We start from the raw sequence: 16052 nt of genomic DNA on the forward strand, positions 1-16052 counted from the left end.
TTTGTTGTTGCTGAGGCTCTTACGAAGCGTCTCTAGCTGAGTTAGAGCCTCAGCATGTAATCCACCAGTGGCTCTCACGATGGAACAAACGCCGAACAATTGAACAGTGAAGAGCCAAATATTTTCACGAAATATTCTTGCCTAACGGGAAGCTTGGAGGAAGGTAATCCCATCACTCATTTTTAAAAACAGTTAAACCATCAAAGTCAACGGCACTATCGTAATTTTTAGGAGGGATTTGAAGTATGCAAATGAAATTGCCAAGAGGAACGCGCGATATTTTACCTGGAGAAGTAGAGAAGTGGCATTATGTAGAACGCGTTTTCCAATCGATTTGTGAGAGGTTCCAATATGAAGAAATCAGGACGCCGATTTTTGAGCATACCGAGCTATTTCAACGCGGTGTGGGCGATACGACAGATATAGTATCTAAAGAGATGTACACGTTCGAGGATAAAAAAAAATAGAAGCTTAACATTGCGCCCAGAAGGTACGGCATCGGTTGTACGGGCTTTCGTCGAACATAAATTATTCGGACAAGTGAATCAGCCTGTCAAACTTTACTACTCAGGGCCAATGTTCCGTTATGAACGACCGCAGGGCGCGAGACAACGCCAATTTACGCAAATGGGGCTTGAAGCACTAGGCAGTAATGATCCAGCGATTGATGCGGAGGTTATCTCGCTTGCGATGACGTTTTACAAGGAGCTTGGTCTCCAAAACATTGAATTGGTCATCAATAGCTTGGGCGATAAGGAAAGTCGTTTGAAGCATAAAGATGCTCTAGTCGCGCATTTCGAGCCACAGATTGATGAATTCTGCGCTGATTGCCAAGTGCGTTTGCATAAAAATCCGTTGCGTATTCTGGATTGTAAAGTGGATCATGCGCATCCGCTTATTGCAACGGCACCATCGATTTTAGAATTTTTAAATGAGGAATCGACGGCATATTTTGCGAAAGTGAAGGCGTATTTGGATGCTTTAGGCATTGCTTATACAGTCGATCCGACGCTTGTTCGTGGTTTGGATTACTACAATCATACGACATTCGAGATTATGAGTACGGCAGAAGGGTTTGGCGCGAAATCTACACTTTGTGGTGGCGGTCGCTATCACGGATTGGTACAGGAATTTGATGGCCCAGAAACACCAGGTGTTGGCTTTGGGCTTGGCGTCGAGCGCTTGTTTGCTGCCCTTGATGTGGAAAACATTGAGCTTCCTGTGACACGCCAATTAGATTGCTATGTGGTAACGGCGACGGAAAGTGCCGAAATCCGAGCTGTAACAATCGTGAACGAGTTACGCCTAGCCGGTTTTAGCGCAGAAAAAGATTACATGGGTCGCACGATGAAAGGGCAATTAAAAGACGCCGATCGTAAAAATGCACAATTCACCATGATTTTAGGAGATTCAGAGCTAGAAAATGGTGTTTGTCAACTGAAAAATATGCAAACAGGGGTACAGATGGAGATTCGTCTGGAGGCTGTAACGGCTGGTTTAGAGACTGCATATAAGCAATTAAAGGGGGAGAAACAATGAAGAAAAGATCATTATATTGCGGAGATGTAACCGAAAGACATATTGGTGAAAAAGTAACCTTGCACGGTTGGGTACAAAAGCGTCGAGACTTAGGCGGTCTCATTTTTATTGATTTACGCGATCGGGAAGGGATTGTCCAAGTCGTTTTTAATCCGGATTTTTCTGCTGATGCACTAGCGATTGCGGAGTCTGTTCGTAACGAATTTGTTGTAACAGTTGTTGGTACGGTCGCAGCGCGTAGTGAAGGTGCGGTCAACGATAAATTGAAAACTGGTCGCATCGAAGTTTTGGCAGAGGAGATAGAGGTGTTGAACGCTTCGAAAACACCGCCGTTTTATATTGAAGATGGTGTCAATGTTTCCGATGAAATACGCTTGAAGTACCGTTATTTAGACCTACGTCGCCCAGAGATGAACGAGATTTTCCAAATGCGTCATACAGCGACAAAAACATTCCGTCAAAAATTAGATCAAATGGGCTTTTTTGATATTGAAACGCCGTATTTGACGAAGAGTACGCCAGAAGGTGCGCGTGATTATTTGGTGCCGAGTCGTGTGTATCCTGGTAATTTCTATGCATTACCTCAATCGCCACAAATTTTGAAGCAGCTGTTGATGTCTGCTGGTTTTGATAAATATTACCAAGTGGTGCGTTGTTTCCGCGATGAGGATTTGCGTGGCGATCGTCAGCCGGAGTTTACACAGATCGATTTAGAGACAAGTTTCCTGACAAAAGAGGAAATTCAAGCGATTACCGAAGAAATGTTGGTTGCGGTTGTAGAAGCGACGAAGGGAATCAAAATCGAAAAACCGTTCCCGCACATGACGTACGCAGAAGCGATGGATCGTTTTGGTAGCGATAAGCCGGATGTACGTTTCGGTTTAGAATTGAAAAACGTGGCAGAAGCTGTGGCAAATGTTGATTTCAAAGTATTCACGAATGCGATTGAAAATGGTGGCGAAGTAAAAGCCATCAATGCGAAAGGCGCAGCGGCGAGCTATTCACGTAAAGATATCGATGCACTAGGTGAGTTTGTCGGCAGATACGGCGCGAAAGGCCTTGCTTGGATGAAAGTGGAAGAGGACGGCTTCAAAGGGCCGATTGCGAAATTCTTCACGCCAGAAAATCAAGCGGCAGTAGCAGGCGTTTTAGATGCAGAGGTTGGCGATTTGCTACTATTTGTGGCTGATAAAGCAGAAGTAGTAGCAGCATCGCTAGGCGCTCTCCGCTCGAAACTTGGTCAAGAGCTTGATTTAATTGATCAAAACGAATTAGCGTTCTTATGGGTCACGGATTGGCCGTTATTTGAGTATGATGAAGATGCAAAACGCTTCGTGTCTGCGCATCATCCGTTCACGATGCCACAAGACGCAACCTTGCTTGAAACCGCACCAGAAAAAGCGATGGCAGAAGCCTACGATATCGTGCTAAACGGCTATGAAATCGGCGGCGGTTCACTCCGTATTTATAAAAAAGACATGCAACAACAAATGTTCCGCGCGCTAGGCTTCACGGATGAAGAAGCAACAGAACAATTTGGCTTTTTGCTTGAGGCGTTAGAATATGGAACACCACCACATGGTGGAATTGCGCTAGGGTTAGACCGCATTATCATGATTCTTGCTGGTCGGAATAATTTGCGTGATACGATTGCTTTCCCTAAAACAGGAAGTGCAGCTGATCCGCTAACAAATGCTCCAAGTGAAGTAAGTGCAGCGCAATTGGCTGAGTTAGAGCTTGCGATCGAAGCGAAGAAAGCAGAATAAGGATTACGGAATTAAATTTGACAATCGGGTTAGCTTTGAAATGTATGTAAAACAAAAAAACGCAGGCAACGCAATGCAGCGCTTTGCCTACGGTTCTAGAGAGGTTATCCAATCAAAATCGGATAACCTCTCTTTTAATTTGCCGGGAAGGTGTCGATCATCGTGACCTCGACATCATTCGCTAAGATGCCAGTATTGGCATCGTTGGACCAAAACGGGCCTTCTAGCGTTTTCTTTTCTTTGTCACTCACTTTATGTTTATCATAAAACTTGGCTTCTACAGTATAGCGATTGCCCACTTTGATGGAATCCCATTGTGATTCGTCAAGGCTAAGCTTAATCTTTTTGCTACCTGCTCCTTCAATGTTTCCTGAAATGGAATTATCGTCATTCTTCTGAGTGACTAGAAAATTAAAAGAAACATCTATCGGGGAAGCGGAGTTTTGCAGAAAATAGTAACCTCCTGCTAAAAAAACAATCGCGATAATTGTAAAAAAGGGGATCTTTCGCATCTTTGTCTATCTCTCCTTCATATATAAAAACATCCATTTTAGCTACTTCTTTATTATAAGCGCTGTTTTTCGTTTCGGGAAGGGGAAAACGCGATTTCTCATTGTATTTTTAGAATTAGTTCCTATTTCTTTATCCGCATCTCATTTTGAAGGCTATTTTTCCTTGGGATGGTCTTGTAGGGCATCGACACCACGTTCGCCGGTGCTTATTTTAATGACTTCAGCAACGGGATAAATGAAGACTTTACCGTCGCCAGGCTCGCCGGTTCGTAGAGTATTTTTGACAACTTCTAGCACGGCTTCGACTGGCACGGTGCTGACAACAATTTCGATTTTCATGCGTTCGTGGATATTATTTTCTTTCTTTTTGCCGCGATACAGTTCGATTAAACCTTTTTCGAGACCGGTACCGAGGGCTTTCGTGACGGTTAGGCCGCTAACGCCGATTTCTGCAAGCGCTTTTTGGAATTCGTAAAAACGATTTGGACGTGTAATGATTTCGATTTTTGTTAAGTTTGACAATAGAACCACCCCTTACTCATGATAGGCTTTTTCGCCGTGAAGCGTTAAATCAAGCCCTTTGTATTCTTGATCTTCATCCACTCTGATAGGTATGAATATTTTGATAACATAGATAATGATGATGGTAGCAATCGCAACGAACACGACTGTGGAACCGATAGCGATGAGTTGTTTGCCAAGTAGGCTAGCGTTTCCGTAAAAAAGACCGTCCGCGCCAAGTTTGTTAATTTTGGTAGTAGCGAAAAGGCCTGTGGCAATACCGCCCCAAATACCACCGATACCGTGCAAACCGAAAGCGTCGAGGGCATCATCGTACTTCAATTTCCCTTTCAACCAGAATACAGCCCAGAAACAAATCGCACCGCCGAGGAATCCAATCAATAAAGCACTGCCTACTGTCACAAAACCGGCAGCAGGTGTAATGGAGACAAGACCTGCAATTGCGCCAGAAATCGTGCCGAGCATCGTTGGTTTTTTATTAATCATCCATTCGACAGCGACCCAACCGACGATTCCGGCAGCAGCGGCTGAATTGGTGTTGACGAATGCGGCCATTGCGACATTATCGATTGTTAATGCACTACCAACATTGAATCCATACCAACCGAACCAGACTAATATACCACCAATTAAAGCGAGTGGCAAATTATGTGGGGAGGAATTCTCCGCTTCCTTACGCCGCCCGAGCACGATCGCGAGCACAAGCCCTGTAATACCAGAACTAATATGCACGACATTTCCGCCGGCAAAATCAAGCGCGCCGAGTTCACGTAACCACCCACCTTCGCCCCAAACCCAATGAGCAACAGGAGAATAAACAAGCAAGGACCATAAAATAATAAAAATTAAGTATGCCGCAAAATTCATCCGTTCCGCAAAAGCGCCAGAAATAATAGCCACTGTTAAAATAGCGAATGTCATTTGGAACATCATGAATAAAATATGTGGAATCGCATCGGAGTATGTCGCGTTGGCATCAAACCCGACGCTGTGCAAAAAAGTCCAATCAAAGCTTCCGATAAAAGCATTTCCTGGTGCAAAAGCAAGGGAATAACCAACAACAACCCATAGAATAGAGATAATCGCCATCGAGCTAAAGCTGTACATTGCGGTACTAAGCACGTTTTTACGGCTAACCATCCCTCCGTAAAATAAAGCAATCCCTGGTGTCATCAGCCAAACTAACAAGGTACAAAAAAACATAAATACTGCTTCCATGTGACACGCTCCTTTTTGTTAGATAATCTAACATTTGTTTTTTGTTTATGTGATAATAATACTGCAAATTGAGAATAAAGCAAGCTATTTTAGCTATAAAATCAAATTTTGTTAGATAATCTTACGTGAAACGCTTTCTTTATATCCTTTTGCGATTGTTTGGAGTTTTAATTACAATATTCTTTTTATTAGAAGTTAATTTTTTGCGAGAAAATAAGGCGAGGATTCACATCGAAATGTGGATCCTCGCCTTATTTTATTCTTTTGTTTTAGATGTAGAACATGTAGCCATCGAGCAATGGATCATCGCCGTGGCTCGCTAAGTCTTCCAGTGTAGTACTGTCTAGCACTTCTTTGACGGCATTACGAATCCGGAGCCAAAGTTCGCGCTGGGCAGCTTCTTCCTCTTCGATGCTTTCGACAAGCACAATAGGGCCTTCCAACGTGCGGATGATGTCGCCAGCTGTGATTTTTGCGGGTTCGTCACCTAGGATATAGCCGCCGTGTGCGCCGCGGATACTCTTAACAATTCCGGCGTTGCGTAGTGGGCCGATGAGTTGTTCTAAGTAATGTTCGGATAAGCCTTTTTTCTCAGCGATGGAACGTAACGAAATGGGACCTTGTCCGAAACAACGCGTTAATTCAAGTACGATAGTTAAGCCATACCGGCCTTTTGTTGTGATTTTCATAATAACCTCCAAATAATGTTGCGATTTTCTGATTGGGTAAGAAGAAAGCGTTCTATTAATCGCTATACTTGAATCATTATAAAGCATATGTTGGAAAGAAGCGAGCAAAACTTGAAGTGCTTGATTTTTGCTGTAGGAACGAATGTTCTTGTGGTATAATAGGAGAATGAAATGAATGACGAGTAAAGGAGTGGAGAAATATGGCGATTCAGCCACTTGCTTACCGTATGCGGCCGAAGTCACTGGATGATATTGTGGGTCAGACGCACCTAGTGAGCAAGGATAAAGTGATTTATCGGATGGTAAAGGCAAAACAATTGTCTTCCATGATTTTATATGGACCGCCTGGTATTGGGAAAACCTCGATTGCTAGTGCGATTGCGGGCAGTACGAAATACGCTTTTAGGATGTTAAATGCGGTGACGAATAATAAGAAAGATTTAGAAATCGTGGCGGCAGAGGCGAAGATGAGCGGGACGGTTATCTTACTTTTGGATGAGGTGCACCGTTTAGACAAGCCGAAACAAGATTTTCTGTTGCCGCATTTAGAGAGTGGCCAGATCATTTTGATCGGGGCGACGACGAGTAATCCGTATATTGCGATTAATCCAGCAATCAGGAGTCGGACGCAAATTTTTGAATTGAAGCCGCTATCGGTAGCGGATATTGAGGTGACGATGGATCGGGCTTTGATGGATGCTGAACGAGGGCTTGGCGCGTATGATGTTGTGTTGGATCAAGATGCGAAGACACATTTAGCGACGGCGAGTAACGGAGATGTTCGGAGTGCCCTGAATGCATTGGAACTGGCGGTTATTTCATCGGAACCGGATGAAGATGGCAAAGTGCATGTGACGATTGGTGTCGCGGAAGAGTGTTTGCAGCGGAAGAGTCTGGCGCATGATAAGGATGGCGATGCACATTATGATGTGTTGAGTGCGTTTCAGAAATCGGTTCGAGGCAGTGACGTGAATGCAGCACTCCATTATATGGGTAGGTTGATTGAGGCAGGCGATTTAATAAGTATTAGTAGGCGGCTTCTGGTGATGGCGTATGAGGATGTTGGGCTTGCGAATCCTCAGGCTGCGACGCATACTTTGTCGGCAATTCAAACCGCTGAAAAAATCGGTTTTCCAGAAGCGCGAATTCCGCTCGCTAATGCTGTTATTGAACTTTGTTTGTCGCCGAAATCAAATTCGGCAATCGTAGCGATCGATAACGCGTTAGCAGATATTCGAGCTGGTAAGAGCGGTGAAGTTCCCGATCATTTGCGAGATGGTCACTATTCTGGTGCGAAGGAGCTCGGTCGGGCGTTGGATTATAAATACCCGCATAGTTATGAAAATGCCTGGGTAGATCAGCAGTATTTGCCGGATCGGCTTTTGCAAGCGAAGTATTATGAACCGAAGTTGACGTCAAAGTATGAGCAGACGATTGCTGGGGTTTATGAGAAGATTAATCAGAATAAAAAGTAGTCATTTTTATGGCATGGGAGAAATTAGAGGAGATGACGCTTACATTGAAGTTTCGTCTTCGTAAAAAAAGATACGTTATTGAGTGCTCCAAATTGAAATCTATAAAATTATGTGTTATTCTTAGGTCAATAAAGAAACCCTAATGTATTCGTTATGGTACCTATATTATTGAACCGAACAATTTGATCTACCTAGGGAGCCCGAGTTCGGGCGCAGCGCACATGCCTTTTCACGAGGACTTGTAAACCGTCAGACAGAGCACCCACCTGCTGTTAATAGCGGGTTCAAACAATGGTATTAAAGACGGTACGATTGGGGTTTCTTTATTATTAAAAATAAGATTCGAGCGCTTCATTTGTGAACGGGATTTTGACGTTTCGCGAATGAAGTGCTTTTTGTTGAGTCTCTTATGAAGCATCCCTTGTTGAGTTAGAGCCTCAATATGCATGCGAACGAAGTGAGCAGGTAATCCCTCAGTGGCCCTTAGACGCAAAGCTTGGAATGAATGCAAGACAAATATAAGCATCCTATGTTTATTCAGAACAGCAACAAAACAAAGATAAGTAACCAATCCTAATAAATCAAGCAAACATTATCCATCAGGTTTCCCAACTGATACATTTACCCAAACCAAACTTTTATCAGATCTCAGAACTAAACCCATACCGCTTTTTTGCTTTCGGCGGCATTTCTTGCTAAAATGGGAGTGGTTATAAAAACAAGTTTTAAAGACTGATTATTGGTTTTTAGTATAGAAGGAAGCGATTTTAATGATAGAACGAGTGTATTTGGATCATGCTGCGACGAGTCCGATTCATCCGGAGGTTGTGCAGGCGATGTTGGCTAGTTTTACGAATAATTATGGGAATCCATCTAGCATTCACTTTGCTGGGAGAGAGGCACGGAAGGCGCTTGATGAGGCGAGGGAAATTGTCGCGCGAAGTATTGGTGCGGATGAGCGGGAGATTGTGTTTACAAGTGGTGGTACGGAAGGCGATAATATTGCGTTGATTGGGGCGGCCTACGCGAATCGTGAGCACGGCAAGCATATTATTACGACGGCGATCGAACATCCAGCTGTTTTGGAGACGTGTGTGTATCTGGAAACACAGGGGTTTGATGTGACGTATTTGTCGGTGGATAAGACGGGTGTCGTTTCACTTGACGATTTTGATGCGGCGCTTACGGATGATACGATTCTGGTTTCGATGATGTATGGCAATAATGAGATTGGCTCGGTTCAACCGATTCGAGCGATTGGTGAGCGGCTTGTGGAGCATCAAGCGTTGTTTCACACGGATGCGGTACAGGCTTTTGGGATGTTCGAAATGGACGTCGCGGAGCTTGGCGTGGATATGTTGACAGTTACGGCGCATAAGATTAATGGACCGCGCGGGATCGGCTTTTTGTATGTGAAAAATGGGACGAATTTGGAATATCCTTTTCATGGCGGGGAGCAGGAGCGTAAGCGTCGAGCTGGGACGGAGAATTTGCCGGGGATTTGTGGTATGGCAGAAGCTGTACGGATTTCTTTGGAGTCACGGAAACAAAAACGTTCGGATTTTGCGGAGTATAAGCAGGTTCTAGTGGATACTTTTGCGGAGAACGGAATTCTATTTGAGGTGAATGGTTCGCTTGAAAAGGGGTTGCCGCATATTTTGAATGTACGCTTTCCGGGCGTTTCGGTGGAGCAGTTATTGATGAATTTGGATATGGCGGGAATCGCGGTTTCTAGTGGTTCGGCTTGTACAGCTGGTACGGTGGATCCGTCGCATGTCTTGGTGGGGCTGTTTGGTGCAGACCATGCGGGTGTGCGCGAATCGATTCGAATTAGTTTTGGCCTTGGTAATTCTTACGAGGAGATCGAGAATGCGGCAAGCGAGATTGTAAAAGTGGTACAGCGACTTTGTAAGTGAAGGTGAGGAGTAGTTAAAATGGATAATAGTAAGACGCGGGTAGTTGTTGGTATGTCTGGCGGCGTGGACTCGTCGGTGACGGCTTATTTGCTGAAAGAGCAAGGCTATGATGTCATCGGAATCTTTATGAAAAATTGGGATGATACGGATGAGTTTGGTATGTGTACGGCGACGGAAGATTATGAGGACGTTATTCGTGTGGCCAATCAGATTGGGATTCCATATTATGCTGTTAATTTTGAAAAGGAGTACTGGGACAAGGTGTTTACGTATTTCTTGGAGGAGTATAAATTAGGTCGGACGCCGAATCCGGACGTGATGTGTAATAAGGAAATTAAGTTTAAGGCATTTTTGGAGCATGCGGAGAGTTTGGGCGCTGATTTTGTGGCAACGGGGCATTATGCGCGTGTGGAAACGATTGATAATGAGGTCAAAATGTTGCGTGGCGTGGATCGTAATAAGGATCAGACGTACTTTTTGAATCAGTTATCGCAAGCGCAAATTCAGAAGGTGATGTTCCCGCTCGGTGGAATGGAAAAGCCGGAAGTGCGCCGGATTGCGGAAGAAGCGGAACTTGCAACGGCAGGTAAGAAGGATAGTACGGGGATTTGTTTTATCGGGGAACGCAATTTCAAGCAGTTTTTGAGTGAGTATTTGCCGGCACAACCTGGTGAGATGAAGACGCTGGGCGGTAAGGTGATGGGTAAGCATGATGGTTTGATGTATCACACGATTGGGCAACGTCATGGCTTAGGTATTGGCGGCGATGGCGATCCGTGGTTTGTTGTCGGGAAAGATTTGGCGAATAATGTCTTGTTCGTGGAGCAGGGTTTCCATCACGACAGCTGTATTCGGATTCGCTTGTAGCAACGGATATGAGCTTTGTATCGGATCGTCCTGTCGAAGCGGTGTTCCATTGTACGGCGAAATTCCGTTACCGCCAAGAAGATGTTGGTGTGACGGTGCATTTGTTGGAGGGTAATAAAGCGAATGTTATTTTCGATGAGCCTGCTCGTGCCGTGACGCCAGGTCAAGCGCTCGTTCTCTATGATGGAGATATTTGTCTAGGCGGCGGAACGATTGATGAGATTTATAAACAAGATGTGCAGTTGCGGTATGTAGGTTAAATAGGAGGTCGGGACGGGTGAAAATGAGGCTTTCCTGACCTTTTCTAAGGAAAGAGGAATCGCATGAAAAAGACATTATGGATCGTGTTAGCTGTGCTGATTTTGTTGATTGGTGGCAGTTATTTGTATTTTAATACGTCACCGAGTTCATTTGCTGAGGAAGCAGGGAATTCAACGAAAAAAGTGGATGTCGTGGATGATAGCGGCTTTTTGATGTTTACGCCACTCAATCAAGAAGTGAAGGAAAGTGTGATTTTTTATCCGGGGGCATTTATTGATCCGCTGAGTTATGCTCCGGTGGTGAAAGGACTTGCCAATGCTGGTTACAAAGTGTACATTGCTGATATGCCGCTGAATTTGGCTGTTTTTGGACAAAATAAGGCCGCAGATATTATAAATACGCATAAAGAGGAGCATTTCGTGATTGGTGGACATTCGCTTGGTGGCGCTATGGCTGCGCGTTTTGCTCATGACAATATGGGTGATTTGGATGGTATTTTCTTTTTGGCGAGTTACGCAGATGAGAAGGGGACGCTTGCAAAAGCACCGTTTTCAGCATTGTCGATTACGGCAACGAAGGATGGCGTGCTAAATTGGGATACATATGAAAAAAACAAGAAATACTTGCCTGAAAACACGACTTTTGTTTCCATTGAGGGCGGAAATCATGCACAGTTTGGTGCTTATGGGAAACAGAATGGGGACAATGACGCGACAATTAGCGTGACAGAACAAACAAATCAAACGGTGACGGCGCTGAAAACTTGGCTTGCCCTCGTTGTAAAATAAGGAGGAACAGATTTGGATAAAAATGCACAAGGTATTGAAGCCATGCAAAAAAATGATTTAGAGACGGCAGTTCGTCTTTTTACGGAGGTTATCGAGGAACACCCGAATGATCCGGTTGGTTTCATCAATTTTGGGAATGTGTTGCTTTCGATGGATGATTTTGAGCGTGCGGAGCGCTTTTTTGAACGAGGGATTGAACTGGATAGCAAGGCTTCAGCGGCTTATTATAGTTTAGGAAATCTGTACTATGTGTTGGAGCATTATCAAGATGCGGCGAAGCAATTTGAAAAGGCAATTGCGAATGGCCTTGATTCGGCCGATGTTTATTTCATGATTGGGATGAGTTTTATGCAAATGGAGGAGAATTTGCTTGCGATTCCGTATTTGCTTCGTTCCGTGGAGCTTGCGCCTGAAGATGTGGAAGCGGCATTTCAATATGGGATTGCGCTTGCAAAGTCAGATATGTTTGAAGAGGCGATTGATGCACTAGAACGTGTATTGATGCTGAAACCTGACGATGCGGATGCGCTTTACAATATCGGTGCGGCTTACTTAGCGTGGCAAGGCGATTTAGTTGTGGGTAAAAGTTATTTTGAAAAAGCGGTAGAAAGTGATGAGAAGCATGAGTTGGCGGCAAATGCGCTGGCGGCGATTCAAGATTTAGAGGCGAGCGGCGAGTAAGGAGCGACACACAAGATGAGGGGGTGGGAAAATGGACATGCAAGAAACGTTAGGATTGCTCGGCGAGAATGAGGAACTATACATGAAAGGGCTCGTGATGTCGACGATTTTTCATAATAGTGAGAACTTGTTTTCTGTTGTGCGGATTCAGGTGCAAGATACGAATACGACGTGGGACGAGAAGGATATCGTTGTGACGGGCTTTTTTCCTGCCCTTCATGAGCAAGAGGCGTACATATTTCATGGTAAATTAATGGACCACGCCAAATTTGGTCAGCAGTTTAAGGCGGATCGGTTCAAAAAAGAGATGCCGCAAACGAAGCAAGGCGTGGTGCAGTACTTATCTGGGGAACTTTTTAAGGGCATCGGGAAAAAGACGGCGGAACGTGTGGTGGATACGCTTGGTGAGGATGCGATCAGTCGGATTTTAGCCGATCCGTCGCTACTTCAAACGGTGCCGCGATTACCGCTTGCGACGGCGGAGAGTTTGCTGGAATCGTTGCGTGAAAACCAAGGTCTAGAGCACATTATGGTGAGTTTGAATGAGTATGGTTTTGGCCCGCAGCTCTCGATGAAAATTTTTCAGGCGTATAAGCAGGAAACGCTGAACGTGCTAGAGGGCAATCCGTATAAGCTGATTGAAGATGTGAAGGGGATCGGTTTTAATCGTGCGGATGAGCTTGGTCGTAAGCTTGGGCTTGGCGGGAATCATCATGCGCGATTGCAGGCAGCGATTTTGTACATGTTGGAGCAGGAATCGTTGCAGCAGGGAAACGTTTTTATGGAGCGGGAAGTGTTGCTGGAATCGGTGACGCAATTGCTTGAGAATAGTGAGCCAGTTCGGATTGAGCAGGAGTTGTTGACGAAGCAGTTAGCGGCGCTTGAGGAAGATATGAAGGTGATGACGGAGAACACGAGGGTGTATGTGCCATCGCTTTATTTTGCGGAGGCTGGATTTGCAGCGCACGTGAAGCGATGATGCGACAAAAGGAATACGAGGAGCTGTTTCCGAAATCGGAGTTCTATATCGCGCTTGGTGAGTTGGAGGATCGGATTGGGGTTTCTTACGGGGAAACGCAGAAGGTAGCGCTTGAAAAGGCGTTGATGTCGCCGATGTTGATTTTGACGGGGGGACCTGGTACGGGGAAAACGACGGTTATTAAGGGAATCGTGGAGCTTTACGCGGAACTTAATGGTGTAAATTTGGATCCGATGTCGTATAAGGATGGGCAGAAATTGCCGATTTTGTTGGCGGCTCCGACGGGACGCGCGGCGAAACGGATGACGGAATCGACGGGATTGCCTGCGATGACGATTCACCGATTGTTGGGGATGAACGGGCAGGAGCAGTTGGACGATGATAATGAGCGTTCGATTGAAGGGAAATTGTTGATTATTGATGAGATGTCGATGGTCGATATTTGGCTTGCTAATCAGCTATTTCGGGCTTTGCCGGCGCACATGCAAGTGATTTTAGTAGGAGATCAGGATCAGTTGCCGTCTGTTGGGCCAGGTCAGGTTTTGAAGGATATGCTGCGGTCGAACGAGATTCCGACGGTGGAGTTGACAGATATTTATCGGCAGGAAGACGGTTCGTCGATTATTGAGTTGGCGCACGATATTCGTCAAGGTTTTTTACCAGCAACGTTCACGAAAAATAGTGCAGACCGTTCGTTCTTCCATTGTACGGTGAACCAGATTGCGGAAGTCGTGGAGAAGGTTGTTGAAAATGCGAAGAAAAAAGGATTTCGGGCGAAGGATATCCAAGTTTTGGCGCCGATGTATCGTGGACCTGCTGGGATTGATATTTTAAATCGCAAAATGCAGGAGATTTTTAATGCGAACCCGGATGGGAAGCGCAAAGAAGTGAAGTTTGGCGATATCGTTTTTCGGATTGGGGATCGGGTGTTGCAACTCGTGAATCAGCCGGAGAAGAACGTTTTTAATGGCGATTTCGGTGAGATTGTTTCGATTATTTATGCGAAGGAAAATACGGAGAAGCAGGACATGGTTGTGGTGCAGTTTGATCAGACGGAGGTCGAGTATTTTCGGCAGGAGTTTGGCCAGTTGACGCATGCGTATTGTTGTTCGATTCATAAGGCGCAGGGCAGCGAGTTTCCGATTGTGATTATGCCGGTGGTGCGGAGTTATTACCGGATGTTGCGGCGCGATATTTTGTATACGGCGGTGACTCGGAGCAAGCAGTTTCTGATTGTTTGCGGGGAAGAGGACGCGTTTCGGATGGGCGTCGAGCGGATTGATGAGGATAAACGGAATACGACGCTGTATGAGCGGTTGTTGAGCGAAGAAGATTTATTGGCAACGGTGAGTAATCGGAAGTTGTTGACGGAGGAGAATTGGATGACGATTGATCCGATGATTGGAATGAGTGGCATCACGCCGTATCAATTTATGCGCGCTTAGGAAGGGGCATGAAAATGGAGATTCAGAAATTAGAAAGTGACGGCATTGCTCGGGTTAGAAATGATGAAGTTATTATAACTGATACGGCATCAATGTTGGACTTTGTGATGAGTGTGCAATACGAAACGACGTATCATAAAATTATCATTGATAAAGTCGCTGTTTTAGAGGCGTTTTTCGATCTCAAAACAGGATTGTTGGGTGATGCTTTTCAAAAATTAGTGACCTATCAGCTGAAAATGGCGATAATTGGTGATTTTTCGATGTATAGTGAGAGTTTTAAGGATTATATATATGAGAGTAATAAGGGGAGCCATGTTTATTTTGTTGCTACGGAGGAAGAAGCGGTTGAGAAATTGAGATGAGAAATAGTGAAATTACGTCTTGCCTGAAAAAAATGGGTGAGGCGTTTTTGCTATTTTTGGCGTTTTTATGCATAATTTGTGATATAATATGTAAGAATATTTAGTGATATGGAGGGAAAGTTATGGCGAAAAAGATACAATTGCCGAGCGGGCGTTTAGCGGAACATGCGAATGCGATTCAAGCGACGACAAATACGTTGAAGTTACAGCCTAAGCCGAGTGTGTCATATTCGACAGGTAGCGCAAGACAACTAGTAGAAGGTGCGATGGAGTTTGCACAAATGACGGCATCCGCTCCAGCTGCGTTTCAAAAAGATACGGCGAATTTGAAGCATGTGGAAAAAGCGTTTGTGGCATCTGAAAAGGCATTGGGGATATGCTACATAAAGGAATCGAATGGATGGGAAGTAAAAAATAGGTCAGGGGGATACATAGCAATGCAGCCAAGACAACGGGAAGAAGACGCTTGGAAAGAACAAATCAAGAAAGAGCGGAAGTTTGAAGAGTTGGAGCAACTATTTACAAAAGCGAAACGGGCACAAGAGAATGTTTTGCATACCTTTCAGGATGCGTGGCAGGGGAACCGGTCACGACAGCGGTTAGGACTAGTGGAAGAAACGATGACGGAAGAATGGCAGAAGCGGAAAAAACAGATGTATGCCGTAGATGATGCGATACAAGAATCGCGTCGAGCGCACCAACGAGCCAAGTTTGCATCGAAGGAGGCTGATGCGCATGCCACGGATTGAGATTGGGGAAGTACGTTATTTTGTGGAACAGTTTTTAAGAGAAAGTAAACGATTACGGGATGCCATGCGGGATTACCGGAAAGCTGTCGCGAAATTATTGGTGGATGATGAGATTAAAGGTGAGTTCGTTGATAGTGCGAAAAGCTATTATGAAACGGTGCACTATCCAATCGTAGACACAACCATTGAATGCTTGAGTGAAGCGGATCGGATTTTGAAGAAGTATGTGCAGGACTTTGAATCGCAGGTGGATGATGCTTTTTGACTCCGATTGGATTCG

At 44.9% G+C, this 16052-nt stretch carries 12 protein-coding genes, 1 other RNA gene and 3 pseudogenes; 12 read left to right on the forward strand and 4 right to left on the reverse strand.

What is annotated here, in order from left to right; all coding sequences use genetic code 11:
* The first annotated feature begins 245 nt into the window (after window positions 1-245).
* A pseudogene (hisS, locus tag PGRAN_RS09725) lies at window positions 246-1539 on the forward strand (histidine--tRNA ligase).
* On the forward strand, window positions 1536-3305 hold the full coding sequence (aspS, locus tag PGRAN_RS09730) for an aspartate--tRNA ligase (protein WP_036066794.1): 1770 nt from the start codon (window positions 1536-1538) through the stop codon (window positions 3303-3305). Before hisS ends, aspS begins: the two are co-directional and overlap by 4 nt.
* 134 nt (window positions 3306-3439) lie before the next feature.
* On the opposite strand, the gene PGRAN_RS09735 is transcribed toward aspS, so the two are convergent.
* The 4 genes from PGRAN_RS09735 to cymR all read right to left on the reverse strand — a co-directional run bounded on the left by PGRAN_RS09735 (window position 3440) and on the right by cymR (window position 6246).
* Complete coding sequence (locus tag PGRAN_RS09735) at window positions 3440-3817, reverse strand: hypothetical protein (protein ID WP_036066795.1); 378 nt, start codon at window positions 3815-3817, stop codon at window positions 3440-3442.
* A gap of 153 nt (window positions 3818-3970) precedes the next feature.
* Entirely contained in the window at window positions 3971-4339 is a 369-nt protein-coding gene (locus PGRAN_RS09740) for a P-II family nitrogen regulator (protein WP_036066796.1), read from the reverse strand.
* 12 nt (window positions 4340-4351) lie between these two features.
* Complete coding sequence (locus PGRAN_RS09745) at window positions 4352-5557, reverse strand: ammonium transporter (RefSeq protein ID WP_036066797.1); 1206 nt, start codon at window positions 5555-5557, stop codon at window positions 4352-4354.
* 269 nt (window positions 5558-5826) lie between these two features.
* Window positions 5827-6246 (reverse strand): cysteine metabolism transcriptional regulator CymR, encoded by a 420-nt coding sequence (cymR, locus tag PGRAN_RS09750; protein WP_036066798.1) that lies wholly within the window; start codon window positions 6244-6246, stop codon window positions 5827-5829.
* A gap of 200 nt (window positions 6247-6446) precedes the next feature.
* Here cymR and PGRAN_RS09755 point away from each other — a divergent pair, with 200 nt between their 5' ends.
* From PGRAN_RS09755 to PGRAN_RS09795, 10 genes and pseudogenes are all read left to right on the forward strand, one after another.
* Complete coding sequence (locus tag PGRAN_RS09755; protein ID WP_036066799.1) at window positions 6447-7721, forward strand: replication-associated recombination protein A; 1275 nt, start codon at window positions 6447-6449, stop codon at window positions 7719-7721.
* Between the two features lie 133 nt (window positions 7722-7854).
* A non-coding RNA gene (gene ssrS, locus PGRAN_RS16040) (6S RNA) lies at window positions 7855-8044 on the forward strand.
* Between the two features lie 447 nt (window positions 8045-8491).
* Window positions 8492-9637 (forward strand): cysteine desulfurase family protein, encoded by a 1146-nt coding sequence (locus PGRAN_RS09760; protein ID WP_036066800.1) that lies wholly within the window; start codon window positions 8492-8494, stop codon window positions 9635-9637.
* 18 nt (window positions 9638-9655) lie between these two features.
* Window positions 9656-10764 (forward strand): annotated as a pseudogene (gene mnmA, locus PGRAN_RS09765) (tRNA 2-thiouridine(34) synthase MnmA).
* A 63-nt stretch (window positions 10765-10827) separates the two neighbouring features.
* Window positions 10828-11553, forward strand: coding sequence for an alpha/beta hydrolase (locus PGRAN_RS09770; RefSeq protein WP_036066801.1), 726 nt, complete (start codon window positions 10828-10830; stop codon window positions 11551-11553).
* Between the two features lie 12 nt (window positions 11554-11565).
* Window positions 11566-12234 (forward strand): tetratricopeptide repeat protein, encoded by a 669-nt coding sequence (locus tag PGRAN_RS09775; RefSeq protein WP_036066802.1) that lies wholly within the window; start codon window positions 11566-11568, stop codon window positions 12232-12234.
* A 31-nt stretch (window positions 12235-12265) separates the two neighbouring features.
* Window positions 12266-14658, forward strand: a pseudogene (recD2, locus tag PGRAN_RS09780) (SF1B family DNA helicase RecD2).
* 14 nt (window positions 14659-14672) lie between these two features.
* Entirely contained in the window at window positions 14673-15023 is a 351-nt protein-coding gene (locus PGRAN_RS09785; RefSeq protein WP_036066804.1) for a DUF4180 domain-containing protein, read from the forward strand.
* Between the two features lie 122 nt (window positions 15024-15145).
* On the forward strand, window positions 15146-15772 hold the full coding sequence (locus tag PGRAN_RS09790; protein WP_036066806.1) for a hypothetical protein: 627 nt from the start codon (window positions 15146-15148) through the stop codon (window positions 15770-15772).
* Window positions 15759-16037: a T7SS effector LXG polymorphic toxin gene (locus PGRAN_RS09795; RefSeq protein WP_036066808.1), complete on the forward strand. Its 279-nt coding sequence runs from the start codon at window positions 15759-15761 to the stop codon at window positions 16035-16037. The genes PGRAN_RS09790 and PGRAN_RS09795 overlap by 14 nt, the downstream gene beginning before the upstream one ends.
* The last annotated feature ends 15 nt before the right edge of the window (window positions 16038-16052 follow it).

The organism is Listeria grandensis FSL F6-0971 (genome assembly GCF_000525835.1).
GTDB lineage: Bacteria > Bacillota > Bacilli > Lactobacillales > Listeriaceae > Listeria_A > Listeria_A grandensis.